General features: G+C 60.0%; 22 protein-coding genes. 15 read left to right on the top strand and 7 right to left on the bottom strand.

All coding sequences use genetic code 11. From position 1 onward, the window contains the following. Nucleotide 1: 1 nt before the first annotated feature. The gene (locus CQ019_RS09895) at nt 2-1207 is read left to right on the top strand and encodes an ABC transporter substrate-binding protein (RefSeq protein WP_258133883.1); all 1206 of its coding nucleotides are present in this window, start codon (nt 2-4) and stop codon (nt 1205-1207) included. Nucleotides 1208-1436: 229 nt separating this feature from the next. Further along, on the top strand, nt 1437-2216 hold the full coding sequence (locus CQ019_RS09900; RefSeq protein ID WP_105552831.1) for a 3-hydroxybutyrate dehydrogenase: 780 nt from the start codon (nt 1437-1439) through the stop codon (nt 2214-2216). A gap of 171 nt (nt 2217-2387) precedes the next feature. Here the strand turns inward: CQ019_RS09900 and CQ019_RS09905 are convergent, their stop codons facing one another. Further along, complete coding sequence (locus CQ019_RS09905) at nt 2388-3728, bottom strand: MFS transporter (protein WP_105552832.1); 1341 nt, start codon at nt 3726-3728, stop codon at nt 2388-2390. Nucleotides 3729-3886: 158 nt separating this feature from the next. Between CQ019_RS09905 and CQ019_RS09910 the strand changes: the two genes are divergently transcribed. From CQ019_RS09910 to CQ019_RS09920, 3 genes are read left to right on the top strand one after another with little or no spacing between them, the layout of a single operon-like run. Beyond that, on the top strand, nt 3887-4759 hold the full coding sequence (locus tag CQ019_RS09910; protein ID WP_105552833.1) for a shikimate dehydrogenase: 873 nt from the start codon (nt 3887-3889) through the stop codon (nt 4757-4759). After that, nucleotides 4759-6609, top strand: a complete 1851-nt coding sequence (locus CQ019_RS09915) for a bifunctional sugar phosphate isomerase/epimerase/4-hydroxyphenylpyruvate dioxygenase family protein (RefSeq protein WP_105552834.1) — start codon at nt 4759-4761, stop codon at nt 6607-6609. Before CQ019_RS09910 ends, CQ019_RS09915 begins: the two co-directional genes overlap by 1 nt. A 45-nt stretch (nt 6610-6654) precedes the next feature. Continuing rightward, nucleotides 6655-7425, top strand: coding sequence for an IclR family transcriptional regulator C-terminal domain-containing protein (locus tag CQ019_RS09920; RefSeq protein WP_105552986.1), 771 nt, complete (start codon nt 6655-6657; stop codon nt 7423-7425). 118 nt (nt 7426-7543) lie between these two features. On the opposite strand, the gene CQ019_RS09925 is transcribed toward CQ019_RS09920, so the two are convergent. After that, nucleotides 7544-8605: a YeiH family protein gene (locus CQ019_RS09925; protein ID WP_258133499.1), complete on the bottom strand. Its 1062-nt coding sequence runs from the start codon at nt 8603-8605 to the stop codon at nt 7544-7546. 71 nt (nt 8606-8676) lie between these two features. On the opposite strand from CQ019_RS09925, the gene CQ019_RS09930 reads away from it, so the two are divergent. After that, a complete protein-coding gene (locus CQ019_RS09930) occupies nt 8677-9591 on the top strand; it encodes a LysR family transcriptional regulator (RefSeq protein ID WP_105552836.1) in 915 nt (304 codons plus the stop codon). A 16-nt stretch (nt 9592-9607) separates the two neighbouring features. Here CQ019_RS09930 and CQ019_RS09935 read toward each other — a convergent pair whose 3' ends face one another. From CQ019_RS09935 to CQ019_RS09950, 4 genes are all read right to left on the bottom strand, one after another. Continuing rightward, nucleotides 9608-10855, bottom strand: a complete 1248-nt coding sequence (locus tag CQ019_RS09935) for a PLP-dependent aminotransferase family protein (RefSeq protein WP_105569600.1) — start codon at nt 10853-10855, stop codon at nt 9608-9610. Between the two features lie 147 nt (nt 10856-11002). Continuing rightward, nucleotides 11003-11404 carry a helix-turn-helix domain-containing protein gene (locus CQ019_RS09940; RefSeq protein WP_105552838.1) on the bottom strand — a complete coding sequence of 134 codons (402 nt, stop codon included), beginning with the start codon at nt 11402-11404 and terminating at the stop codon, nt 11003-11005. Between the two features lie 44 nt (nt 11405-11448). Further along, nucleotides 11449-12339, bottom strand: a complete 891-nt coding sequence (locus CQ019_RS09945) for a formylglycine-generating enzyme family protein (RefSeq protein ID WP_258133500.1) — start codon at nt 12337-12339, stop codon at nt 11449-11451. Between the two features lie 56 nt (nt 12340-12395). Continuing rightward, on the bottom strand, nt 12396-13025 hold the full coding sequence (locus tag CQ019_RS09950) for a TetR/AcrR family transcriptional regulator (protein WP_105552840.1): 630 nt from the start codon (nt 13023-13025) through the stop codon (nt 12396-12398). Nucleotides 13026-13206: 181 nt separating this feature from the next. Here CQ019_RS09950 and CQ019_RS09955 point away from each other — a divergent pair, with 181 nt between their 5' ends. From CQ019_RS09955 to CQ019_RS09985, 7 genes are all read left to right on the top strand, one after another. After that, entirely contained in the window at nt 13207-14910 is a 1704-nt protein-coding gene (locus CQ019_RS09955; protein ID WP_181148384.1) for an amidohydrolase, read from the top strand. Nucleotides 14911-14932: 22 nt separating this feature from the next. Beyond that, nucleotides 14933-15928 (top strand): ABC transporter substrate-binding protein, encoded by a 996-nt coding sequence (locus CQ019_RS09960; RefSeq protein WP_105552842.1) that lies wholly within the window; start codon nt 14933-14935, stop codon nt 15926-15928. Next, nucleotides 15900-16763: an ABC transporter permease gene (locus CQ019_RS09965; protein ID WP_105552843.1), complete on the top strand. Its 864-nt coding sequence runs from the start codon at nt 15900-15902 to the stop codon at nt 16761-16763. The genes CQ019_RS09960 and CQ019_RS09965 overlap by 29 nt, the downstream gene beginning before the upstream one ends. Nucleotides 16764-16786: 23 nt before the next feature. Beyond that, nucleotides 16787-17536: an ABC transporter permease gene (locus CQ019_RS09970; protein ID WP_258133501.1), complete on the top strand. Its 750-nt coding sequence runs from the start codon at nt 16787-16789 to the stop codon at nt 17534-17536. Then, a complete protein-coding gene (locus tag CQ019_RS09975) occupies nt 17533-18354 on the top strand; it encodes an ABC transporter ATP-binding protein (RefSeq protein ID WP_258133881.1) in 822 nt (273 codons plus the stop codon). The genes CQ019_RS09970 and CQ019_RS09975 overlap by 4 nt, the downstream gene beginning before the upstream one ends. Next, on the top strand, nt 18351-19952 hold the full coding sequence (locus tag CQ019_RS09980; RefSeq protein ID WP_105552845.1) for a sulfatase: 1602 nt from the start codon (nt 18351-18353) through the stop codon (nt 19950-19952). Before CQ019_RS09975 ends, CQ019_RS09980 begins: the two co-directional genes overlap by 4 nt. Nucleotides 19953-20314: 362 nt before the next feature. Beyond that, the gene (locus tag CQ019_RS09985; protein WP_105552846.1) at nt 20315-21490 is read left to right on the top strand and encodes an NADP-dependent malic enzyme; all 1176 of its coding nucleotides are present in this window, start codon (nt 20315-20317) and stop codon (nt 21488-21490) included. A 528-nt stretch (nt 21491-22018) separates the two neighbouring features. Here CQ019_RS09985 and CQ019_RS09990 read toward each other — a convergent pair. Beyond that, complete coding sequence (locus CQ019_RS09990; protein ID WP_105552847.1) at nt 22019-22351, bottom strand: hypothetical protein; 333 nt, start codon at nt 22349-22351, stop codon at nt 22019-22021. 282 nt (nt 22352-22633) lie between these two features. Between CQ019_RS09990 and CQ019_RS09995 the strand changes: the two genes are divergently transcribed. Both CQ019_RS09995 and CQ019_RS10005 read left to right on the top strand, forming a co-directional pair. Then, nucleotides 22634-23560 (top strand): DUF4262 domain-containing protein, encoded by a 927-nt coding sequence (locus tag CQ019_RS09995; RefSeq protein WP_219844254.1) that lies wholly within the window; start codon nt 22634-22636, stop codon nt 23558-23560. A 1045-nt stretch (nt 23561-24605) separates the two neighbouring features. Beyond that, the gene (locus CQ019_RS10005; protein ID WP_105552849.1) at nt 24606-25451 is read left to right on the top strand and encodes a CoA ester lyase; all 846 of its coding nucleotides are present in this window, start codon (nt 24606-24608) and stop codon (nt 25449-25451) included. Nucleotides 25452-25504: the final 53 nt, after the last annotated feature.

Raw genomic sequence — 25504 nt, forward strand, 5'->3', positions numbered from 1 at the left:
CGTGAATCGAACCCGCAAGGTTTTGACTGCGCTGTCCCTCGGCGCAGCAATGGCCTTGACCGCCTGCGCGCCCACCGCGGAACCCGGGAGCAACGGCGCTGCTGGGCCCGGGGCAGCCGAAGACTCGGTGAACATTGGGATCATCTACTCCAAGACCGGCCCGCTTGCTGCCGAGGGAGACGCCTACCTCGAAGGCCTGCAGGCGGGACTCGATTACGCCACCGATGGTACGGGCAGGGTGGGGGACTTCGAGCTGAACATCACCTACCACGACGACGGCGGCGAGGCGGACCAGGCCGCCGCGGTAGCCGGCGAGCTGGTCGGCAAGGACTACAAGGTCCTGGCCGGAGCGGCCTCCTCGGAGATCGCGCAGAAGCTTGCCGGCCTGGCGGCCCAGGACAAGGTGCTCTACATTTCCGGCTCGGCCGCGACGGACGCCATCAGCGGCGCCAACAAATACACCTTCCGCTCTGGACGCCAGTACATGCAGGACGCAGCCACCGCCGGCACCTTCCTTGATGATGTGAACGGCAAGAAGATCGCCGTTTTCACCCAGGACAACGCGTTCGGGCAGGAACATCTCGCAGCGGCGGAAGCGGTCCTTGGGTTGCAAGGCGCCAATGTCAGCAACATTCTCGTGCCCGAAGACGTCACCGAATTCGCACCCTTCGCCCGGCAGCTGGTGGATGCAAAGCCCGACCTCATCTACGCGGCCTGGGCCGGAGCCTCCTCCGGTTCCATGTGGCAGGCGTTGGACCGGCAAGGAGCGTTCGACATTGCTCCCATCGTCACCGGGCTGGGCGAGGCAACAACCTATGGTGCCTTCGGCGGCGCGGGTGAGAAGATCTCCTTCTTCAGCCACTACTTCCCGGGCGCTGCAGGCACCGACGTTGAAAAAGAGATGATCTCCGCTGTTGCGGAAGCGGGCAAAGAAGCCGGCCAGTTCTCCCCGGATGGATTTGTGGCAGGGCAGATGATTGCCCGGGCCGTGGGCGAAGGCGGCAACGACGTGGAGCAGATGGTCACCGCCTTGGAAGGCTGGAGCTTCGAAGGACCCCAGGGCGAAACCACCGTGCGCGCCTCGGATCATGGACTGGTGCAGAACATGTACCGGGTGTCCTTGGCCAGGGAGGGCGAGAATTGGATCCCGGAACTGCTGGAGACCGTGCCGGGCGAGGACATCGCCCCGCCCGAGATCGTCAACTAGTCTTCGCGAGCCACGCAGTGTCCTGCTCGGAGTCAGGCCATGCGGCGGGTTGAATTCGGTTCTCCCGAAGTGCTCCGTGGCCAGTGCATGAAAAACGTTGAGGGGAGTGTCCCGGGGTACAAGTTTCGCATCCCCGAGGTCCCCGATGAGGTGATTGAAGAAAAGGCGAATTTATTGTCCGTGCGTTGCTATCAGTCGACGCGCAACCGACTGCGGAGGGTTGAGCCACATGGCCGAAATAAAGACACAGCACGGGCCGGTTGGCGGTGCATTGTCCGGACGTACCGCGTTGGTCACCGGGGGTGCTTCGGGGATCGGGCTGGCCTGTGCCAGAAGGCTGAGCGCCCAAGGTGCAGCAGTCACCGTCGCGGATCTGAACGAGCAGGCAGCCAGCGCGGCGGCCGACGAGCTGGGCGGCAAGGCCTGGGCGGTGGATCTGGCCGATACCAAGGCGCTGGAAGAGCTCAGCCTGGATACCGACATTCTGGTCAATAATGCCGGGGTGCAACGTGTTGCGCCGATCCACGAATTTGATCCCGAGGCCTGGCGGCTCATACACCGGCTGATGCTCGAATCCCCATTCCTGCTCATCCGTGCGGCATTGCCCGGCATGTATGCGCGCGGGTTCGGGCGCATCATCAACGTCTCCAGCGTGCACGGCGTTCGAGCCAGTTCGTTCAAGAGCGCCTATGTGTCGGCCAAGCACGGGTTGGAGGGACTGTCCAAGGTCACCGCGTTGGAGGGGGCGGAGCATGGGGTGACGAGCAACTGCGTCAACCCCGGCTACGTGCGCACCGCCCTGGTGGAGAAGCAGATCCGAGATCAGGCGCAGCTCCATGGCATCGCCCCGACCGAGGTCGTGGAGAAGATCATGCTCACCGAAGCGGCGGTCAAGCGGCTGGTGGAGCCGGAGGAAGTGGCATCCTTGGTGTCCTGGCTGGCCCAGGATGAGGCGGGGATGGTCACCGGCGCCTCCTATGCCATGGACGGCGGGTGGAGCGCCCGATGAGTACCGCCGGCGACCGTGCCGAAACGGTGGCTGGCCCATTACGCGGTCGGGACGCACCGCTGCGGCGGCGAATCCGAAGTGTTCTGATTTGTGGCTGAACACAGCAAAAAGCGAGGCCTTGCTCCCGTTCTCCGGGGAGCCGAGCCTCGCTTACTTGCTGCCTGGCGAGTGCTACTTTCGCACGAGCTCGGCAGTGGTACCCAGCTGCGCGGTTGGCACCCGGTAGGTTTCCTTGGCGGTCAGCGCCGAGATCGCCGCGATGAGCGCGATTCCCGCGGTGAAGAGGCTGATCTTGACCCAGCCGCCAGGTTCCAGGCCGCCCATGGCCGCCACGATGGACGGTGCGAAGCCAGCCATGAGGAAGCCGAGCTGGGTGCCGATGGCCAGACCGGAGAAGCGCACCTTGGAGGAGAACATCTCGGCATAGAAGCTTGGCCAGACCGCGTTGGCCGCGGAGTAGGCGCAGGAGAAGACCACCAGGGACAGCACGAACTGCAGCACCGTGTTGTCGGTTTCCATGCTGCGCAGGTAGAACGGCATGGCTGCCGCCGAGGCGAGCGCACCGTAGATGAACACCGGCTTGCGGCCAATGGCATCGGCCAGCATGCCGAACAGCGGCTGGGTGAGCAGCGCACCGATATTGCCGGCAACCACCAGCCACAGCGTGATCGAGGCATCGATATTGCCGATGTTCTTGCCGTAGGAGATGGCCAGGGTCCCGTACACGGTGGATACCGCGGCAATGAAGGCGCACAGCACCACGCGCAAGACGTCTTTCCAGTGGAACTTCAGCAGTACCGCCAGCGGCAGCTTGGCGATGTTATTGCTCTTCTTGGCTTCTTCGAATTCCGGGGTCTCGTGCAGCGAGCGGCGGATGAAGAAGGTCACCAGCACCACAACGGCCGAGAGCCAGAAGGGGATGCGCCAGCCGATGCCGTACTTGATGTCATCGGGCAGCGCCACCACGGGAATGAAGATCAAGGCCGCGAGGATCTGGCCGCCCTGGGTGCCGGTCAGGGTCCAGGAGGTGAAGAAGCTGCGTCGGCGATCCGGTGCGTGCTCCAAGGTCATCGAGGAGGCGCCGGCCTGCTCGCCGGCCGCGGAGAGGCCCTGGCAAAGCCGGGCGAGGACCAGCAGGATCGGGGAGAGCCAACCGACCTGGTCGAAGGTTGGCAGGCAGCCGATCGCGAAGGTCGAGGCGCCCATGAGCACCAGCGTGAACATCAGCACCTTCTGGCGCCCGATGCGGTCCCCGAAGTGGCCGAGGACGACCGCGCCAATGGGCCGGGCAACGTAGGCGAAGCCGAAGGTGGCCAGCGACATCACCGAGGCATTGGCATCCGCGTCGGGGAAGAAGATGTGCGGAAAGATCAGCGCCGCAGCGGAGCCGAAGATGAAGAAGTCGTAGTATTCAACTGCGCTTCCCATGAAACTGGCAACGGCCGCCTTGACGGGGGTGCGTTTCCCGGTGCCGGGCACCTCGGACGCCGACGGTTCACGTGTGGATGGCATCGGAAAACTCCTTTGTTTGCTGAGTGACGAACGCTGAAAACATAAACAGTGTGCGCTATACGTACAGTTGTACGGAATGTGTACGTTGATATAGAGTAGATGCAAATCACAGCTGAGGCAATACCTGCGTCAAGCATGACGGAAAGTTGGGTAATACGGTGAGTACTCTTACGCAGTCATATCTAGTTGGACTCATAGGCGATGGCGTGTTGCCTTCGCTGACCCCGCCCATGCACGAGCGGGAAGCAGATGCGCATTCGCTGCGGTACCTCTATCGCCCCATTGATCTCACGGTTCTTGACCGCCCCGGCGAAGATGTGGGGAAGTTATTGAAGGCCGGTGCCGAATTGGGATTTAACGCCTTCAACATCACCCATCCCTGCAAGCAATTGGTGATCGAGCACCTGGACGAGATCAGCGACAATGCCACGGCCATCGGCGCGGTCAACACGGTGCTCATCAAAGACGGTAAATTCCATGGCTACAATACCGATGCCTCCGGATTCGGCTGGGCTCTGGCTACCGGGCTTCCCGGTGCAGCCTTGGGCAAGGTGCTGCAACTCGGTGCGGGAGGAGCCGGCGCGGCCGTCGCCTTTGCGCTGCTCGACGCGGGAGTCAAGGAACTGTTCCTGGTCGATCCGGATATCTCCCGGGCTAGCGAGCGAGCCAAGGAACTGGCCCTCCACTTCCCGAATGCCAGCATTACTCCGGCCAGCCCCGAAGAAGCGCCGGCGCTGCTGGCGAAGGTCGATGGGCTGCTCAACGCGAGCCCCATTGGAATGCATCACCACCCGGGGCTTCCCCTTGATATTTCCGGGCTCCACTCCCGGCAGTGGGTTGCCGACTGCGTGTATCGCCCGGTGGATACCGAACTGATCACCGCGGCCCGCGACCTTGGCTGCAGGGTGCTGGACGGCGGAAATATGGCGGTCGGCCAAGCGGTGGATGCCTTCGGCATCATCACCGGGCTGACCCCCGATGCGGCACGGATGCGCGCCCATCTGCTAGAGATGCTGGAAGCAGGACTCTAATGCGCACCTCAATCGCCACGGTGTGCCTCTCGGGCACGCTGGAAGAAAAGATGCTCGCCTGCGCCAAGGCAGGTTTTGACGGAATCGAAATCTTCGAGCAAGACCTCACCGTCAGCCCCATGTCTCCCGAGGAGGTCAAGGCGCTTGCCCACCGTTTGGGGCTGACCCTGGACCTGTTCCAGCCCTTCCGCGACTTCGAAGGCGTGGAAGAAGAGCTGCTGCTGGCAAATCTGCGCCGCGCCGAAGCGAAGTTCGAGCTCATGCAACGCCTGGGCATGGATCTCATGCTGCTCTGCTCGAACGTGGGAACCGCGACCATCGATGATGACGAGCTGTTCGCCGAGCAGATTCGCCGGTTGGCGGACGTGGCCGCCCGCTACGGGGTGCGCATCGCCTACGAGGCGCTGGCCTGGGGCAAATATGTGGACACCTACCAGCACTCGTGGGAGATCGTGAAGCTGGTGGACCGCGAGAATGTGGGGCTGTGCATCGACAGTTTCCATATTCTTTCCCGCGGGGATGATCCGGCGCAGATCGCCCGGATTCCGGGGGAGAAGATCTTCTTCGTCCAGCTTGCGGACGCCCCGGTCCTGACCATGGATATCTTGTCCTGGTCCCGCCACTACCGGGTGTTCCCCGGTGAGGGCGGCTTCGAGCTGGATGCGTTCCTGGGCCACCTGGTGCGTTCGGGGTACTCCGGAATTGTTTCGCTCGAAATTTTCAATGACGTATTCAGGCAATCGAATGTCGAGCGGACGGCCGTGGACGGGCTGCGTTCGTTGATCTGGCTGCAGGCCCGCACGGCCGCACTGCTCGGAAGCGACGCGCAGGACTACCCGCTGGAACTTGATGCACTGCCCGGAGTCCAGCAAGCCCTCGGGTTCGACTTCGCCGAGATTCGCACCGAAGACCCGGAACTGATCGCCGGAATGCTCGCCCAACTGGGGTTCGCGTTCCTCGGCCAGCATCGGCGCAAGCCGGTGCAGCTCTGGCGCGCCGGAAACGCACGGATTATCGTCAACTCGCAACGCAGCCGCGGGGTGACCGCAACCGTCTCCGGCCTCGGCGTGCAGGTTCCGGACCCGGTCGCCGGGCGTGCGCGCGCAACCGACTTGCTGGCCAAACCGGTGCTGCGGCACCACACCAGGGACGAGCAGGAACTTGCGGGCTTCAGGGCCCCGGATGCCACCGAAGTGTTCTTCGGATCGGTTGCCGGGACACGCCTGTGGGAAACCGAATTCGGCGCGCACCGCCACTCACCGGAGGAAGCGCAGCGCGGGGGTATCACCGGGATCGATCATATAAACCTCGCCCAGCCGTGGCAGGCTTTTGACGAATCGGTGCTGTTCTATACCAGCGTGCTGAATTTGCAGGCAAGGCCTGGAACCGAGGTGCCAAGCCCCATGGGCCTGGTCCGCTCCCAGGTGCTGCGCACCGAGGATGGCTGCGTGCGCCTGGCCCTGAATATTGTGCCCAAGGGGCTCGAAGCGGCGATCGAAAGCCACCACGAATACCCCGAGCACGTTGCCTTGCATACCGATGATGTGGTGGCCTTGGCGCGCCGGGCACAGCGGGCCGGCATGGAATTCCTGCAAGTTCCGGCCAACTACTATGAGGACCTGGCCGCCCGATTCAGCATTGATGAGCGGTCGCTGTCCACGCTGAAGGAGCTGAACCTGCTGTACGACAGGGATGAGCACGGAGAATTCCTGCATTTCTACACCGCCACGGTAGGCAACATGTTCTTTGAGGTGCTGGAACGCCGTGACGGCTACGATGGCTATGGGGCTCCTAACGCCCCGGTTCGCCTCGCAGCGCAATTCGAGCACAATCGTTTCGACCGGCATTAGGCATGTGAGCGGCAAGATAACTGAGTGAAAATGGGGACCCCTATCGTGGCGGAGCAGCCTGACTATTACGTTAAGTCGGCGGAGAAGACCTTGGCGGTGCTTCTTGCGTTCAAAGGCGAAAACTCGGCCCTGACGGTCTCGCAGGTGGCAGCGGCTACCGATCAGACGCGTGCCTCTGCCCGCAGGTTCTTGCTCACCCTCGTTGACCTGGGATACCTCGCGGTCGTTGGGAACACCTACCAGCAGACTCCACGAGTGCTGGATGTGGGCGCTTCGTACCTTTCGGGTCTCACCTTGCCGCGTGCCGCGATTTCACACCTGCAGCGATTGGCTCGCGAGCTGGATGAAACCACTTCCCTATGTGTCCTCGAAGGCCAAGACATCTTGTACGTGGAGCGGGTTTCGGCTCCGCGCCTGCATCAGATGAACGTCTCGATTGGCAACCGGCTCCCGGCCTGGGTCACCTCGATGGGTCGCGTGCTGATCGCGAACCTGACCGCCGGAGAACGCGAAGATTTCTTGCAGGGCATTGAACTGCGCAGCTACACCGAGCATACGGTGGGCAGCCTGGAGGAGTTGCGCGCGGAACTGGAACGAGTAGCGGAGCAGGGCTGGTCGCTGGTCAACCAGGAGCTTGACGAAGGGCTGCGCGGGTTGGCGGTGCCGGTGCGCCGTGGAAACCAACTGCTCGGAGCGCTGAACGTGTCGGTACAGTCGGGCCGCGCCGACGCGTCGACGATTTCCGAAACCATGCTCCCGGCCTTATTTCGCACGGCGAAGGATATCGCAGGCGACTTCGGAGGCCGGGTGGACTAGCCTCGCCGGTCAAGATCATCGGCGTCATCCGCCCGCAAGTATTCTCGGCAAGGACACCGTTGGCCGCGCTGGAAGCGGGGCCCGTGACCTGTTCGGGGCAGATGTCTGGACCTCGGGCCTATGCGGGCGGGTAGAGCATGGTTCCACCAGCAGCGACGCATACGATGATCAGCGTGCCGAGCAAGCCCAGGAGCAACGCTTGGCCACCGGATTTCACGATGCTGCGGAGGTGCACACCAAGGCCGAGCGCAAACATCGCGGCCGCAAGCAGCAACGTCTGTACGCTCTGCGCAATCGAGAGGGCGGAATCTGGGAGCAGGCCGGTGGTGCGCAACAGCATGGCAGCGATGAATCCCAGGACAAAAAGTGGCACGAGCGGAGGATTCTTGCCGCCTTCTACCGAGTGCTTGCGGCGCATGTAGATACCGAGCCCGGCGATGATCGGGGCCAGCAGGGCTACGCGTGCGAGCTTCACGGTCACTGCCACCGCCAGGGCCGCGGCGCTCACCGAACCGCCGGCGGCTACAACCTGGGCAACCTCATGCGTTGAAGCGCCGATTAGCATTCCGGTGCTGCGATCGTCCAGGCCTAGCAGGGCTCCGAGCAATGGCATGGCAGGAATCATCAGCGTTCCGAAAAGCACGACCAAACCGATTGCGGTGGCCACTTGAGCCTGCTTGGCCCGTGTCACGTTTTCGGCCGCCGCCACCGCAGCCGCGCCGCAAATCGAAAATCCGGTGGCGATCAGTAGGCGTTGCGGTAGATCCATGCCCATCTTGCCGCCAATCCACAACGTCAGCGCAAAGGTGACGGAGACGGAGAGGAAAACTACCAGCAGAACTCCGGGGCCCAAGCCGAGGATCGTCCCAAGCGAAAGCTGCAGACCCAGCAGCACGATACCCATTCGCAGGAGTTGTTTCGAAGCGATGGCTATGCCCGGATCCAGCACCTGCGGGACCGGTGCGACATTGCGCCACACTGCGCCGAGGATGATCGCCAGCAAGAGCGCGCTGAGCCCGTTGAGGAATTGACTGGCGAATATGCACAGTAAGCCGGTGGCCAGGCAGGCCGCGAGACCGGGGAGCACCATCCGGAGTTTGCCTACCGTCGGTGGATGGGGGGAGGAGTTTGCGGGACTGTGCTGCTCATTCATTCCCGGGGCCTGACTGTTCTGTGGCATATATTCAACTTCTCACGCGAGCCTTGCGGCCGGTATTCCTTGATTCGCTATCACGGGCATATGATCATGATATGGATCAGCATTCGAATGTCATGCAGGATATCGCCCAATGGATCCAGGTCTCATCGCTGACCTTGCTGGTAGGCATCGCGGACCATGGCAGCCTCAGCGCCGGGGCGCGGGCTACCGGGATTGCGCAGCCTAACGCCACGCGGGCGCTGAAAACCCTCGAGCGTCGCTTGGGCTATCCGCTGGTCATCCGGAAGACTACCGGCTCAACGTTGACAGCCGAGGGCGTGCTCACGGTGCAGTGGGCTCGGGAGGTGCTCATTTCGCTGGAAAACCTGGCTGCCGGGGCACGCACGCTCGCCACGCCGGGAGAATCCGAGCTCGCATTCGGCGCCAGCATGACCGTGGCCGAATACCTCGCACCAACGTGGATCGGCACGCTGCATCGGAGGTTTTCGAAGGTCAAGCCGCGGATGCGGATCATGAACTCGCAAGATGTAATCTCGGCGGTTCAAAACGGCGAAATGAACTTCGGCTTCGTCGAGACACCTGAAGTTCCGCGGTCTCTGCGCTATCACAAGGTATGGAGCGATGAGATGGTGGTGGTTACCGCCCCATCGCACCCATGGGCACAACGCACAACGCCGCTCGGTCTCCATGAGCTGCAGAGCACGCCGCTGATCGAACGCGAGGACGGTTCTGGCACAAGGGCGTTTTTGGACTATATCGCCCACGTTGAACGCCCCGAACCGATCGCTGAGTTCAACAGCAACTCAACGATCTGCCAGTGCGTGGCCGCGGGCATGGGTCCGGCGGTACTGAGCCAGCTCGCCGTCGAGAGCCAGCTGAGGCTTGGGAATCTAGTTGAGATCCCCTTCGACGGGCCGAGCCTGCTCCGTGAATTTCGTGCGATATGGGTACACAGCCACTCGCTGAGCCCCACGGAGCAGGCCTTGCTGGACATCGCCAGCGCCTAGCGCCCGGCGGATCCAGCTACTTCTGCAGCTTCGAAATCTCGGTTTCCAGCAGCGCCGACAAACGACGCACACCCTCAGCGATCGTCTGTTCATCCACCGCGCAAAAGGCCAGGCGCAGCTTGTGGTGCGCCGATTCCGAGGAGCTGAACGCGGCGCCGGGAATGAAGATTACACCGGCTTTCACGCCTTCCTGCAATAGCTCATAGGTATCGATTCCGGCCGGAAGGGTCAGCCAGATAAAGAATCCGCCCTCGGGGTGCGTATGGGTGATCCCTGCCGGAAGATATTTGGCCAAGGCTTCGAGCATTGCATCGCGTCGCGAACGGTAGAGCTCGTTGTAGGTCTGGATTTGCCCGCGCCAGTCATGCTCTTCGAGGTAGGCGCTGATGATCATCTGATTGAGCGTTGGCGGGCACAGCGCCACCGCCTCGCCAGCCAGGTAGAAACGGCGGAACAGGTGAGTTGGTACCGCGGCCCAGCCGATGCGCAACCCAGGGGAGAGGATCTTGGAGAAGGAGCCCATATAGATGACGTTCTGCTCGTCTAGGCTGCGCAGGGTCGGGGCGGCTTCGCCTTCGTAGCGCAGCATCCCGTAAGGATTGTCTTCGAGGATCAGCACGCCTTCTTCGCGGCAGATGTCCACGATTTCTGGGCGCCTCTCGGCGGCCAGCGTGATGCCAGAAGGGTTGTTGAAGTTCGGAATGGTGTAGAGGAATTTGATCTTTTCGCCGGCCGCACGCAATTCTTGGATCTTTGTCCGTAGCGCGTCCGGAACCAAACCGTTTTCGTCGGTGAGCACCGGGGCTGCCTTCACCTGATAGGCCTCGAAGGAGTTCAGCGCGCCCACGTAGGTAGGGTCTTCGCACAGTACCGTGTCGCCGGGGTTGCAGAATACCTTGCAGGCCATGTCCTGCGCCGACTGCGAACCGTTGGTAATGACAACGTCTTCTACCGAAACGTTGGTAATTCCCTCGGCTGCCATGACTTCGAGAATCTGCGACCGCAATTCTGGAGTACCCAGTCCCGAGCCGTACTGCAATGCGACATGGCCCTGTTCGGTGATGATCCGCTTGGAGATCTCGCCAATCTTTTCAAGTGGCAGGACCTGGAGGTAAGGGTTGCCGCCGGCCAGCGAAACCAGCGAAGGATCCAACGACAGCTCGAAGACGTCGCGTACCGCGGACTGCTTGATCCCGGCAGCTCTATCGGAGAAAAGCGTTTCGTGCGTCGTGCGCAGTGCGTCGACTGACTGGTTCGTTGACATGGTCCTCCTCGACCGGCATCTGCCCGTGGGTAACGGGAAGAACAATTGTGCATGCGGTGGCATGCGAGCAAAGTTTTCTATTAGGCTACTTTGGTATTCCAGCAGGAAATTTACCAGATGACAAGAACCGGTGCTTTGTATATGGTGCTATTCCTTGTTTTCGGACCCCGCTGCCGGGCGCTGATCCAGCCAGGCTTGAACGTCGCTAGGTCGGATGCGTCGGTGCGTTCCGCGATACTCCACCGGAATAATGCCCGAATCGGCTAGCTTGCGCAGGTAGGAATTCGAGATCCCAGCCATCTGCGCGGCCTGCGAGGTGTTGAGCAATAATTCGGTTGTCCCGATGCTGACGGACTCGCCTGCCGCGAATCGATTGAGCACCTCAAGTAACGCGTCATGGGCGTCCTTGGGTAGCTGCAGTGCCGTGCCATTGACGAAGACCGTAGTGTCGCTGGACTCCGCTAGGGCGCGATGCAGCCGCTGCGTAGTTTTCTCATCCAGCGCTTCAAAGGTGCGAACCCGACCAAGGGCGGAAGTAGGTGATGCCATGTATTCATCTTGCCCGAAGTGAGGTGTGGTGGCGAGCGACTGGCCTAGGCGGGCAGGCCAACTGTTCGGAAACCTGTGTTGCTGCTGGCGGAATCGGCCGTGTTGTAGCTTCGGGCGGAAACTCGATATCGATTGCAGTAAGATTCGTGGCAAAGGTGGGATCCTCCGCGCATGACCCGACCCCGTCCGATAGTTGGCCCCTGGGGGTTTAGCTCCGGGCTATTGCGATAGTACTTGGGCAGGAACCAATCCTGGCACCACTCCCAGACGTTGCCAGCAATATCGAGGAGTCCCAGCGGATTCGGTGGAAAACTGCCCACTGGTGAAGTTCCGAGATAACCGTCTTGCAAAGTGTTTTCTCGCGGGAAATTGCCTTGCCAAATATTGCATTGGTGGACCGAATCCGGGGTGAGTTGATTTCCCCATGGGTAGCGTTGCCCTGGCTTTAGTCCGCGAGCGGCATATTCCCACTGCGCTTCGGTGGGCAGGGTTCTGCCGCTCCAATGACAGTAGGCTAAGGCATCGTTCCAAGAAACCTGCACGACGGGGTGATCTGGCAAATCCTGCCAGTGGGAGCCTGAACCAGTGGGGTGACGCCAGCTGGCGTTGCGCACGCCCAGCCACCAGTCGGTACCTTCCACCTTCCCCATGACCTCCTTCGCGGGTGCATTCAGGTAGGCATGGAAAACAGCCGAGTAGCCAAGTTGCTCTGACTCTGTGACGTATCCAGTGGCTAGTGCGAATCGCGAGAACTCGGTGTTGGTAACCGGGGATGCATCCATGTTGAACGTTGGCAGCGATACCCGGTGAACCGGACGCTCGCCATCGGCGGGATACCCCTCATCAAAGTGGTCGCCCATCATGAAGGTGCCGCCTGGCACGTCGACCAGCCGCATCGGCCGGTCGCTCATGATTGTGCAGGCCGGTATCTGCATAGCATCTGCCGGTGGGCTAGGTGTCGGTTCATTGCGTCGAGGCGCGCAGCAAGCCATCAGCTATCCGAAGAGTTTGTTTGCGAGTGCAATAAGAACTTGATGGTGGCGCATAGCTGGTCGATGAGCAGTGCGGAGCGATCTAGGTCGGGATCCGAAAGATGCTGAAGGTTGATGCCGTCGATGCTGGCGATTAGCATGCGGGAGACTGTCTCAACGTCAGCTTTCAAAACGGTGTTCGAGCTGGTGGCGGCCTTGCGGAAAACAGCGCTGGTGGACTGAACCCATGCCTCATACATTGACCGGTTGATCTTGTTGGATGCAGCAATGTCTTCGGGGTCGGCAAGGCGAGTGGTGCGTAGCAGCAGCTCGAAGGTCGTGACCTGTTCATGAGGTGCGTTGAGCATGCGCCGCCAGACGCGATGTATGTGCAGGTCTACGGCTTCGTCAAGGCCCACGGAATCGGGTATTGGGTCCAGATCACGAGCGTAGTCGCGGCTGAGGTGGTTATAGACCTCGTCTAGCAGGTCATCTTTGCTGCGAAAGCAATAATGTAGCGCGGCTAAGGGCGCGCCGGCCTCGGTGGCGATGCGCCGGGTGGTGGCTGCTGCGATCCCTTCCGAGGCAATTACGCGTGCCGCTGCTTCGATGAATTGCCTGCTGCGGTCTTCAACTGATATGCGCGCCATAGTTCCTGTCCCAAATCACTACTGTCTTTTGGACTCTAGCCGATCGGCTGGGGCCCTTCATGGAGGCTGCCTAAATTAATTTTCCCACAAAGCTGGTCAAATGACTAAGTCATACGACATACTACTTGGAGTTGTTACTCGCATCACACGGCATGCGGGAAATTGGAAGAAAGGGGGACCCATGGCTGACGAACTGGCTCAGTTGGTTATCCACTCGGGTGTAGTTCCTGGCATCGGACTCGCAGCCGACATCGATGCTGCGCATTGCGATGGACGGCCCAGTGCCGTAGCCGTCCGGGATGGCAGGATCATTGCCATTGGAGATGAAGATTTGCTTCGCCTGGCCGGGCCGGAAACCACGGTCATCGATGCTCGTGGAGGAGCCATCCTGCCTGGACTGAACGACGGGCATCTGCACTTCTCCGCCAGCGCGATGATCCGCCACGCACACCTCTCGGTGGCGACCGCAGCGAACTGGACCGAGGTTGCAAAGCTCCTGGACACGGCCAAACCCGACGCCAGCGGCTGGGTACGTGCCGCAAGCTGGGACGAAGTCCGGCTAGGTAGCGTTGACTCCGAACTACTGCTGGCAGCTAACAGCCGGTGGCCAGTAGTCGCCTTCGATACGACGGGCCATCAACTCCTGGTAAACGCCGTGGGCTTGAAGATCTTGGGTCTGGAACACATAGATGAACCTGTGCCTGGTGGGGTGATTGGACGACTCGCGGATGGTTCACCCAGCGGGCTCTTCGGCGATGCGGCCATGCAGCTGGTAAACGACGGGCTGCCTAGTTTCACCGAAGATCAGCTGCGTACGGCCTTCATAAAACACCAACAAGAGCTGCACTCTCTCGGGATCACTTCGCTCACGGAACCAGGTCTTGGACCCGGCGGCCGCACCTTGATGGCCGCAAGCTGTGGCACGCAGTCGTTGGAGATTCTTGCAGATTTGGCTCACGAGGGGCTGCTTAGTTTGCGATTGAACTGCCTGCTACTTTTTTCGGGCACTGGTGGTGAATCACTGGAAGCAGTGCGAACCGGACTGGCAGGAGATCTTCCAACCATTGCGAAAGGGATAGATCCACTTCGCTTACGCATCGCGGGGGTAAAAGTATTCGCCGATGGTATCCCGCGTTCGGGAACTTCGTGGTTCCACGACGAATACCAACTCCCATGCGGACATGGGCATGGAGCCCTCGTGCTCCGGGGGAACAGTGACGCGGAAAAAGTCGCAGAATTTCGACAAATCATTTCCGAGATCGAGGCGGCTGGTTTGCAAGCCGGGGTGCATGTGACCGGGGACGCCGCCACCGAAGCTCTGATCGAAGCGGTGGAACAGCTCGATGTCGAAGCCGGGCCGCGGGGAAATCGCCACTACATCATCCACGGCGCCTTCCGGGATCATGAGCTATTGGACCGGGTGCAACGAGCCGGCATGGGATACAGCACCAACCCAAAAATCCGTGCCGAAGCGGGCACGCTCATACGTCGGCTACTAGGGCCAGATCGATTCACCATGCAGCAGCCACTGGCCACGGCAGCACTGCGGGGAGTAGCGGCCTCGTTGGCCTCCGATGCGCCGGTCACCAATCCGGACTGGCGCAACAGCATCATCTCGGCGGTTACCCGCGATACCAGTGCGGGACCGGGCGCGGACGATAGTGAACGAATCAGTCTGGCACAGGCATTGGCCATGATGACCCAGACACCAGCCTGGCAGGACCACGCGGAGCAAGACAAAGGAAGCATCAAAGTGGGTCAGGTCGCCGATTTTTGTATCCTGCGCGACCCGCTTTCGACGGACATCCAGCAACTTGCGCAGAACCCTACAACCCACACCATAGTCAACGGCGACGTGGTGTACCGACTTAACTCGCTCAATTGAGAAAGACATCGAAGGTACCAAAATGCAAAAACGAGCTCTAGCAGCAGCTACGACCCTCACCCTGGCCCTGTCTCTGACGGCGTGCTCCGCAGGGAGCGGCACCGCCGACGGAGAAGATGGGGGGATGGAGAAGTTCACCGTCGGTGTCATCGGGATAGGCTCGGACGCCGCTATCCAGACGGCCATCGACAAGGGATACTTTGCCGAGGAGGGCTTGGACGTGGAGACAACGGTTGTCGCGAATCCGCCTGCTGGAATAGCCGCGGCTCAATCCGGTCAGCTCGACGTTGCCTACACCCCGTCGATCCCGCTCATAAACGCACTTTCGCAGAATATAGAACTAAACGTCATTGCGGCAGCGGACGGCTACGCAACAGAGGCCTTGGAAGGCAAGGACCCGGGAAAATCCGATGATACGGGGTTGTTCATACGGCCGGATAGCGGCATTGCCCGCGCGCGCGATTTAGCGGGCAAAAGGATTGCAGTGCCCGCCCGCAAGGCACAGCTTGAGGTCACCGTGGCCAACATGGTGTTGAAGGACGGGGGAGACCCCGCGAGCATCAATTGGATGGTGCTGGATCCTGCCAGCTCACTGCAGTCGTTGCAGCAAGAACGCGTCGATGCGGCCGGTTTAGTGGCACCTTTCACCACTAACGCACAAGCTGAGGGAATGAAGCTGCTCGGAAGCCCTGGAATCGAGTTTTTTGAGGCCGGGGCCGTAGGGCTATGGGTGGCTGGGGCCAAGCAGATAGCCGAAGAACCCGAAAGCGTTGCCGGCTTCCAACGCGCTATCTATAGGGCAAACGCCTACGCCAACGAACACCTGGATGAGATGGACGAACTGGCTTCAGAAATTACCAGCCTCGATTTGGAAACTATCAAAAACGGCGCCGATCCGTACTGGCCGAGCAGCGTTGAACTCAAGGACTTGCAGCGTGTCGACTCCAACCTGGTCAACCTTGGGTACCTGAGCCAGGAGGTGGGGCTTGATGAAACGCTCATCCACGGTGCCCAGTAGACGAGACGGGCAGACGCTCTCGCAAAAGCCCGGCAACCAGAATGAGGCTCGTGGAATCAACTACGAGTCGCCAGCAGCCAAGTTCGGCTTCGGGATCCTCGGTGCTGTTTTGCTACTCGGGCTGTGGCAGTTTGCCGCGATCCGCGGAACTTTCGGGAATGGGCTTCCAACGGTGTCCGCAACACTGATCGAGCTCTTCGCCCTGTTCGGTAATCCCGAATTCTGGACCGACACTTTCACCACTATCTGGCTCGCGGTCTTGGGCATGGTCATCGCGGTGGTTGCCGGCGTGATGCTCGGCCTTCTGATCGGCACCATCGATTGGGTGCGATATGCAACTCTGGCTGTAACCGAATTCTTCAAGCCCATACCGCCGATCGTCGTGCTGCCGCTGTGCGTGATGATCTGGGGCCCAACAAATACCATGGCACTCGCCCTAGTGCTGCTCGGAACCGTCCTGTCAACCACTATTCAGGTAATTGCGGGAGTAAACGACACCGACCCGGTGGCGCTGAGTACTGCCCGTTCCTACGGGATGGGCCGTGTCGAACGCCTGCTGCGCGTCACCCTTCCATCAGCTTCGCCTTACATCGGTACGTCCGTACGCATCGGAGCCCCCGCGGCCCTGATCATAGTGGTGGTTGCAGGTTTGCTCGGCGGAGCGCCGGGCTTGGGAAGCGCGATTTATCGTTCCCAGTCTGCCGGGGATTTCCCGCAAACCTACGCGCTGGTTCTGGTGCTTGGTGTGTTGGGGCTCGTTGCCCAGAATCTTTCGAGCATGATCGAACGACGTGTGCTTCATTGGCACCCGGCCTTCCGGGAGGACGTAAAGTGAAACGCCACCTATTCAACCTAGCCTTGGCCATCACGGCCCCCTTTGTGCTGATCCTCGCGTGGTTCAAGGCATCCAGCCAGTCGACCAATGCGTTTTTCCCGCCGTTGAGTGATATTTTGGTTCGTTTTGCCGACTTATGGATTTTTGAACACTTTGTTAGTGACATCATCCCGAGCATGCGTAACTTGATCATCGGCTTCGCCCTGGCTGCGGTGCTCGGTGTGGTCATCGGATTCATCCTTGCTACGGTGCCAGTTCTGCGCGTCTTGTTCGAGCCATCGTTGCACCTGCTACGTGGTATTCCGCCGGTGGCTCTGGTTCCGATCCTGATTACTCTGGTCGGTTTCACCGACCAGATGCGCATTTCATCAATCGTGATCGCTGCGGTCTTCCCGACTTTGATCGCGACCATGGATGGGATCAAGGCTGTAGATGCTTCGTTGAAAGACGTGTGCACCGTCTACCGGCTCGATCGCAAAGACCGGTTGCTGTCGGTGTATCTGCCCTCGGCCAGTCCACAGATTGCCGCAGGCATGCAAGTTAGCTTATTAGTGGCATTCATTGTGATGATCGCTTCCGAAATGATGGGCACCGCACAGGGCATCGGCGCGATGACCCTGCTTGCGCAACAGACCTTCATGGCTGCTGACATGTGGGCCGGGATACTCTTACTCGGCCTTATCGGCTTTCTGAGCAACGTCCTTTTCGACCTCGTCAAAAACCGGGCACTGTCCTGGTACATCGGATCCAAGAAAATGGAGAAGGTATCGTGAACTCCACCATCCCCACCACTACACAGCCCAAAGCAGGGTCCACACCTGTCGCGCGACTAGAAGTTCAAGGCCTTGCCAAAACATACGGACACGGACCGAAATCCGTTGAGGTCATCAAAGACCTGACGTTTTCGATACATGCTGGCGAAGTGGTGTGCATTGTTGGGCCTTCGGGCGTCGGCAAAACCACCCTGCTCAAGTGCTTGGCAGGACTTCAGCCTTCAAGCGGCGGGACCATGAAGATCGATGGACACCAAGTCTCCGGCCCACCGGCCGAGATGGCGTTGGTGTTCCAGGACTACTCGCGGTCGCTGATGCCGTGGCTGACAGTTGAGAAAAACCTGCTCCTGCCGCTGCGCCATTTGCATCTCCCAGCGGCCGAGGTTCGCACTCGGATCGAGGAAGCGCTGAATGAAGTAGGACTGTCCCACGCAGCGAAACGTTATCCATGGCAGCTCTCGGGCGGGATGCAGCAACGTGTGGCGATCGCTCGGGCATTGGCCTACCGCCCGGAGATCCTGATCATGGATGAGCCATTCGCGTCGGTGGATGCGCAGACCCGATTCGATTTGGAGGACTTATGCCTGAAGATCCGCGATGAGCTAGGAATGACGATCTTGCTCGTCACGCACGATATCGACGAAGCTGTCTATTTGTCGGATCGAATTGTTGCCATCGGCAACAAGCCGGCCCAAGTCCTCGAAGTCTTGCCCGTCGATCTTCCCCAGCCGCGCAATCAGATCACCAGCCGTGCATTACCGGAATTCTCCGGTCTGCGCACGAAGGTCCTGTCATTGATTCGGCAGTCCGAATCATGAGCGGACCAGAGGTGACGCGCCCAAACATTCTAGTTTTCATTGCTGACCAACTACGTGCAGACCATTTGGGAGCATATGGAAATGATGAAGTGCGTACCCCAAACCTCGATCGGTTAGCAGAACGGTCCACCGTGTACGAGAACGCACATGTGGCGAATCCGACCTGCATGCCCAACCGGGCCAGCCTGCTGACAGGACGCTGGCCGAGCGCGCACGGCACGCAGTACAACGGTATTCCCGTTGATCCCGAGGCTTCGACGTTTGTTCGCCAACTGGCCAGTTGTGGATACCGAACCTCAGCGGTAGGAAAATTACACCACCAGAACATGGGATGGGACTTTGAGCCAGAACAGCTTGAACAGATCAGGGCCAGTGCTCCGGGGCTGATGGACCCTCGATTGCCCGATGCATTTAACCGACTCCGAGAACCAGGCTGGGATCAGTGTGAAAACCGGGAACGTCATGCTGCTTCGTTCATTCCGATGCCCGAAGACTATTACGGTTATCAGAATGTAGACCTTGTCATTGGGCATGGCGATGCTCCGGGCGGACATTGGGCTCACTGGGCCCGCGAACAAGGCATAGATCCCGAGTTGCTGGGCGGCTCAAAAGCCGGTACCAATGTGCTTGATAGCTGGGAACAAGTTTATACGTCATCGATTCCTGCCTCTGCACACCCGACTAGGTATATCGGGGTGAAGGCCAGCGAGCAGGTGCGCAAAGCAGCTGGCGAAGACGATCCTTTTTTCATGTTCGTTTCTTTTCCCGACCCGCATCATCCCTTTGCCCCGCCGCGTGAATACTCGCGTCGGTACGACCCCGACAGTTTGTCGCTTCCGGTTGGATTCGGCCAAGACCATTCGCGTTCTCCAGAGCACATTCGGAAGATGATCGCTCAACGCGGGCAACCCAACGGAGATCCAACCATGACGTTTTCGGTGACGGAGACGCAATATCGGATGGCAGCCGCCGCTCAGTATGGCCTGATCGAGTTTATGGACGAGCAAATTGGCGAAGTACTTCAGACTCTGGAAGAAACTGGGCAGGCAGATAACACCATTGTGGTATTTACTTCCGACCACGGTGACCTCTTCGGCGATCATGGATTGATGCTCAAGCACTTCGTCCATTACCGAGCCGTCACGAGGGTCCCGCTGTTGATTCACATGCCCGGGCAGAAGGTCGCAGAGCACAGGGCCGATTTGATTTCCAGCGCCGATCTGGCCCCGACATTTATGGATCTGGCACAGGTTCCAGCATTCCGAGGAATCCAGGGGCGGAGCCTGTCAGAAAACGGTGAGCTACGTGTCGGCGACGGTGCACGCGCTTTGCTGATCGAAGAGGACCAGCCGTTTTCACTGGAGGGACTGCCTGCGCCGGTTCGCATGCGCTCGGTCATCACCCCCGAAGGGAGGCTGACTAAGTATTTCGGTACCGATACCTACGAACTCTATGATCATCGGAACGATTATGACGAGATGGAAAACCTAGCGGGTTTGCAACAGGCTCAGGGCCTCAAGCATCGACTTGAAATGGCGTTGAATGAAGAATTGGTGAATCTAGCATCTGCCCAAGTCAGGCCAGTGGCGTCGGCTTAGCTTGGAACTTATGAGCAGGCGGGAGCGTTGTCGTTTCAATCGGTGCTCCCGCCTGCTGATAAGACCGAATGCGACGAACGGGGGTTGTGCCACGTTCAGCGGTTCCCGTATGGTGGAAATTGTAGGTCTAAAGAAAGTACTGACCAACCATCATCCGGCACACCGCGACGGAGCGTTTCGCCTTACCTGGCAACGACGCCGCGGGAATTGTGTAGATGGAAGCCTGATGTCCACCTTAAATGCGTTGGTTCGGGTTCCTTTGCGGTCGGATGAATGGTCATGCGCGTTCCTACGCTATGCCACAAGTTTCGTGGGTACTGCGTTTTCGTCATTCAGAACTTTCTTGAAAGTAGAGTATTTCAATGTCTATTGAAGCCAGCAAAGACCTAAAGACCATCACCGACGAAGAGATCTTCAACGCCCATCTTGGCGGCAAGCTCACCGTTCAGTCGAAGATGCCACTGAATTCCAAGCGCGATCTTTCCATTGCATATACCCCGGGCGTAGCCAAGGTTTCCCAGGCGATCGCCGATGACCCAGCCATGCACGCCACCCATACCTGGGCCTCACGCATGGTCGCCGTCGTTTCGGACGGCACCGCTGTCCTTGGCCTCGGCGACATCGGTGCCGCCGCATCGCTTCCGGTGATGGAAGGCAAGAGCGCATTGTTCAAGGAATTCGGCGGCTTGGATTCGATCCCGCTGGTGTTGAACACCACCGACGTAGATGAAATCGTCGAAACCGTGATCCGCCTCCGCCCAAGCTTCGGCGCGGTCAACCTCGAAGACATTTCGGCGCCGCGCTGCTTCGAAATTGAAAAGCGTCTGATCGAAGCCCTGGATTGCCCGGTCATGCACGATGACCAGCACGGCACCGCTGTGGTGGTGCTGGCGGCCCTGATCGGTGCTGCTCGCCAGACCAAGCGAGAAATCAGCTCGCTGAAGGTTGTAGTTTCGGGTGCCGGGTCGGCCGGTGTCGCGGTCACCAACCTGCTGCTGCAGGCAGGCGTTGATGATGTGATCGTGCTCGATTCGCGCGGCACCATCCACCGCGACCGCGATGACCTGAACTCGGTCAAGGCGGAACTGGCGGCACGCACCAACCGTGAAGACGTCATGGGCGGCCTCGCCGAGGCATTGGACGGAGCAGACGTCGTTGTCGGGCTGTCCTCCTCGCAGTTTGATGAGTCAGCGGTGGCCAAGATGAACGAGAACGCGATCATCTTCGCCCTGTCGAACCCCACCCCGGAGATCATGCCGGAGGTTGCCAAGCGCTACGCGGCCGTGGTGGCCACCGGACGCAGCGACTTCCCGAACCAGATCAACAATGTGCTGGCCTTCCCCGGGATCTTCCGTGGTGCCTTGGATTCGGGCGCCAAGAAGATCACCGAGGCGATGAAGGTGGCCGCGGCACACGCGATCGCCGATCTGGTCGGCGAGGACCTCGCCGCGGATTACATCGTTCCTTCGGCGATCGACGACCGTGTGATGCCGGCCGTTGCCGCCGCGGTGGCCGCGGAAGCTAAGAACGCGAAGTAGGCTTATTGCGCAACGCAACGCAGCGCACCTGCTCAGACCGATACGGCGAGAGCAGGTGCGCTGCGTCGTTTAAGGCTAGTTATCGCTGGACGGGCGGCGGTGACTCTCGCCAGGGGCAGCACTTGTGCATGGACACTTTCTGGCTCACTCATAGTCAGGTTGCTCCATGGGGTAGGAGGCCTTGTTTGAAACGCCGGCTCTGTTCGGATTCGCTGCTGGCACCGTGAAACTGCGTAAATCCGAACCAAGCGGTGACGGGAGGTACGAAAGCCAGCCAGAGGCGGCATGCGGGGAATGCTGCGGGTCAACGCGGTGAGCCAACCGTGCTCGGGAGATGCGCCAACCACGAGCATCCGCGCGAGCGCGCCTTCGCGGCACAAGCAGTGTGACGGTTGCTCCAGATTACCCAGTGCACCGCCCCGCCAGCTGAATAGATGAAGTCACTCGGGAATGCCGTGTACGACCGGGAAAACCAGTTCCCACGCACGGAATGCGCGGGAACTGGCAGATCGCAGGAAGATCCGTACGCTAGCTGATCGGGCCGCCGTCCGAGTACATCACCGAATAATGCGAAATATCCTTGCCCGAGGAATGCCAGTTGGTCACGCTGGAAACTCCCGGATCATAGTATGTGTATTCGGGTCCATTGCCTTGTTTGGCCGAACCTGCCTTGACGCAGACGGCAGTAATGACCATGCCCTCGGGGGCCATGATGGTTGCCGTTCCGCCGCCGGAACCGTCGATATGCCCGGTGTCCCAACTTGGGCATACCGCGCCAGCAGGCGGGGCCGCGCTGGCCGGTGCGACAGCACCTAGTGCGGAAAGTGCGGCCACTGCGGCCACTGCGAGTAATCGCTTCATTGTTCACTCCTGAATCGGTAGCGAGTAGGTGGCCGCGAACCGAAGGCCCGTGGCTTCTGCGCGCCGGTTGGTGAAGTTCGGGGCGCTGTCCTTGAAGCGTGGCGCAGGAATTCCCCACGCGTTTCCCAACTACCACCCAGCACGTGACAGGCGAGCAATGACACAAGGCGCCCGCGAATACGCAATGAATTGTTAGAACTTAAGCTAGGCGGAAAAATACTCGCTTGGCGCGCATGCGGGACACTTGATTTCCTGCTTTTCTCGGATAGGTACTACTTGATCATGCTGCTATTCGAGGTGCGCTGGCTGCCCGGCACGGATGCAGGCCAACGAGAGGTCGGCCAGCGGTCGATCGAAAGTTGTCCAGAGATGCTGCCGGAGTTATCCACAAATTTCGAGTTGCTTGTCGCCAAGCTCAGCTGCGGGTCAACACTTGGAGTGTCAATAGGACGAAGCCCAAGGAGACCAGCCATGTGCTTGCAATGTGATGGATTTTCAAACGAAGAAGTCGAACTGCAGATCACAAACACGATTCGCATGTACGGCAACGCGGTGCAATTCATCGAAAACCCCGACCCGACCAAGACCTTCGGCTACACCGTCGGACTGACCGCACACGGGCACCCGGAATTCCTGGTGCGAGGCCTGGATATGGTGACAACCTGCGAGCTGCTGAATCCATTGGCCCAGCGGGTCATTAAAACCGGTGAAATCTTCGGGCACCAGCATACTGCCCACTACCTCGGGCAGCAGCTGCTCTATTTCATGCGCCTCCCTGATGCCGGCGCACACCTGTTGGAGGCCGTTGTGCGCTACGGTACCGCGATGACGGCATTGGAAATTCACATCATCGATTCCTGGCCGCCACCACCTGAGCTGTTGGCCGAAGCCGCCAGGAGGGATGGCACCGGCTGCGGCTCTGACACGTCTTGGTGGGGCAGACCCTCAGCAAACAAAACGGCCTGGCAACTCTGGATTCGTCGGTGTTCCGGTTCTCATGGACGTGTATTCCGCGTGCACTGCACGCAATTGAGTAGGCGCATTGAACTACGGATCTTCAGGGGCGACGGCGACCCGCACTACGAGAAACCGTGGCCGCGTGACCAGAAGGGCCATGAGGTTATCGATCTGCGTGCCCCCGGCCTAGAGGACGAACGCCAAGGTAGAACTGTGCCATGCGGGGTGCACCCATATTGTCTTGCACCTTGAGTACGGGGAACTACCGCAACACTTAGACATGTAGCCCGACTTCGCTTGGGCATTCAGTAGCGAAGAGGCGGAACAGTTCCCCCAACGCGTACCAAACATGCGGAGTTGAGAACCGCGAAATCCACCACACCAGCGGCTGATCCTGCAAGGATCAAACGATCCGACAACGGTGGCCTGACGGAGTATGTTCTCTGGGTCCTTATCTTCCGCTGCGGTGACCCCATGCCGCCGATTCCGACGAGGGCGAAGGCTGCAATCTGGACTCCGCGACCAAACCCATGATTCCTTGGGGGAACAAGCCACCATGCCCCGGTTACGGAGGCAGAGCCTGTAACAATCATGACAAGCCCCACAACGAGAAACGTCCATACAGCGATGTTCTTGGCCGGTGGGAACTAGGATTCGGTTTCACCCTAAGCCTTCGCCCCGCGCAACCTTGGTCCCGCAGTCGGCAAGATGCGGCCTGAAACCGGGGACCACGGCTTTTGCTCTGTCCAACAGAATCCAGTGCATTGTGCGATCGCGGACACATTCGCGATCCTAGCCACCACCGAATGGAACAAGTGGGAACATCTGCTGAAAACCCAATCCATGCTCCGAGCAGGTGACCCCGCGGATTCAGAGAATATCTTGTAGTCCAGCTTGTTCGGCAGCGTCTGATCCAAGGCGCGAATGGCGAAGAACTGCTTGAATCCAAGGATCTTCAAGGCATCATTGACCGAGGGGCCGTCGCACACTGTGCCGCCCGTTCCACGAATCATCAGCTGTCGAATATCGCGACTGAAAAAGCCTCGTTCTGTATCTTGCAGTTCTTGTAGGCGATGAGTTTCCTCGGCCGAGGCGACACGCAGTGCTCCGTTCATGAGCTGCCCTCGCATGGCAGAAGGGGTGCATTTTGGAGACCGGACAAAACCCGTGCAATTAGCGACCCTTGGTCTGACCACACGCGGTCATGTTTCACTCCAAATTTGGGATGCGGTGCAAGTAGTGCTTGTGGATGAGTGTCGGTGGAAGGCCGGCCAGAAAAGTGAGTAGGCTTGTAATTATGGCTTTCCGAAATCGTCGCGCTGCGGCTCTCCCAGCAAAATTATCCCGTTCGTGGCTTCTGGTCAACGCCGCCAAAGAAGAAGACTTCGGACCCGGCCTAGCTTGTGAAGCGGACTCGGTAATTTTTGATATGGAAGCTGCCGTTCCGGACGACAAAAAGGCCTTCGCCCGTGACAACGTGGTGCGCGCTCTATCCAACGGCATGACCGCCTGGGTGCGCGTTAACGGCACCGACACCGACTTCTGGGCCGATGATCTCGCGGCTCTCGCGGAAACCCCGGGCCTGCGCGGGGTCATGCTGGCCATGACCGAAAAACCAGAGCAGGTCACTTACACCGCGATGCGCTTGCGCGCAGGCACCCCGGTGCTCGCGCTGATCGAAACCGCCGTAGGCATCGAAAACGCCACGAACATTGCCTCGGCTCCGGGCACCTTCCGCCTGGCCTTCGGCGTGAACGACTTCCGCAAGGACACCGGTGTCTCCGATGACCCGTTGGCCCTGGCCTATGCCCGAGGCAAGCTCGTCATGGCTTCCCGCGTGGGTAAGCTGCCCGGCGCTATCGACGGCCCGCCGCCTGCCGGTGCGAGCGCCGCGAAGGTTACCGAAGATACCCTGGTAACCGCATCGATGGGCATGACCGGGAAGCTCTCCCTTTCCCGCGACCACGTCGACGGCATCAACGCCGCACTCGCACCAAGCGAGGACGAACTGTCCTGGGCCATGGAGCTGCTCGAAGCTCACGCGGCCGGTGCGTCGGTAGGCGACGGTTCCTACCTGCCGCGTCTAGCCCGTGCACAGAAGATCGCAGATCTGGCCGACTCCTACGGATTGTGGAACGCCTAGTCCGCAACTGCACTCCATTACCTCTCGTGCGCAATGGAACGGCCGGTAATCTG

This window comes from Arthrobacter sp. MYb229 (genome assembly GCF_002975405.1).
In the GTDB taxonomy this organism is placed as follows: Bacteria; Actinomycetota; Actinomycetes; order Actinomycetales; family Micrococcaceae; genus Glutamicibacter.

Excerpts from the sequence above, each read along its gene's own strand:
- CQ019_RS09960 (WP_105552842.1), top strand. The coding sequence starts at position 14,933 with ATGCAAAAACGAGCTCTAGCAGCAGCTACGACCCTCACCCTGGCCCTG.
- CQ019_RS09950 (WP_105552840.1), bottom strand. The coding sequence starts at position 13,025 with ATGGCGCGCATATCAGTTGAAGACCGCAGCAGGCAATTCATCGAAGCA.
- CQ019_RS09930 (WP_105552836.1), top strand. The coding sequence starts at position 8,677 with ATGGATCAGCATTCGAATGTCATGCAGGATATCGCCCAATGGATCCAG.
- CQ019_RS09925 (WP_258133499.1), bottom strand. The coding sequence starts at position 8,605 with ATGCCACAGAACAGTCAGGCCCCGGGAATGAATGAGCAGCACAGTCCC.
- CQ019_RS09945 (WP_258133500.1), bottom strand. The coding sequence starts at position 12,339 with ATGCAGATACCGGCCTGCACAATCATGAGCGACCGGCCGATGCGGCTG.
- CQ019_RS09900 (WP_105552831.1), top strand. The coding sequence starts at position 1,437 with ATGGCCGAAATAAAGACACAGCACGGGCCGGTTGGCGGTGCATTGTCC.
- CQ019_RS09940 (WP_105552838.1), bottom strand. The coding sequence starts at position 11,404 with ATGGCATCACCTACTTCCGCCCTTGGTCGGGTTCGCACCTTTGAAGCG.
- CQ019_RS09985 (WP_105552846.1), top strand. The coding sequence starts at position 20,315 with ATGTCTATTGAAGCCAGCAAAGACCTAAAGACCATCACCGACGAAGAG.
- CQ019_RS09990 (WP_105552847.1), bottom strand. The coding sequence starts at position 22,351 with ATGAAGCGATTACTCGCAGTGGCCGCAGTGGCCGCACTTTCCGCACTA.
- CQ019_RS09995 (WP_219844254.1), top strand. The coding sequence starts at position 22,634 with ATGCTGCTATTCGAGGTGCGCTGGCTGCCCGGCACGGATGCAGGCCAA.
- CQ019_RS09965 (WP_105552843.1), top strand. The coding sequence starts at position 15,900 with ATGAAACGCTCATCCACGGTGCCCAGTAGACGAGACGGGCAGACGCTC.
- CQ019_RS09955 (WP_181148384.1), top strand. The coding sequence starts at position 13,207 with ATGGCTGACGAACTGGCTCAGTTGGTTATCCACTCGGGTGTAGTTCCT.
- CQ019_RS09935 (WP_105569600.1), bottom strand. The coding sequence starts at position 10,855 with ATGTCAACGAACCAGTCAGTCGACGCACTGCGCACGACGCACGAAACG.
- CQ019_RS10005 (WP_105552849.1), top strand. The coding sequence starts at position 24,606 with ATGGCTTTCCGAAATCGTCGCGCTGCGGCTCTCCCAGCAAAATTATCC.
- CQ019_RS09980 (WP_105552845.1), top strand. The coding sequence starts at position 18,351 with ATGAGCGGACCAGAGGTGACGCGCCCAAACATTCTAGTTTTCATTGCT.
- CQ019_RS09915 (WP_105552834.1), top strand. The coding sequence starts at position 4,759 with ATGCGCACCTCAATCGCCACGGTGTGCCTCTCGGGCACGCTGGAAGAA.
- CQ019_RS09905 (WP_105552832.1), bottom strand. The coding sequence starts at position 3,728 with ATGCCATCCACACGTGAACCGTCGGCGTCCGAGGTGCCCGGCACCGGG.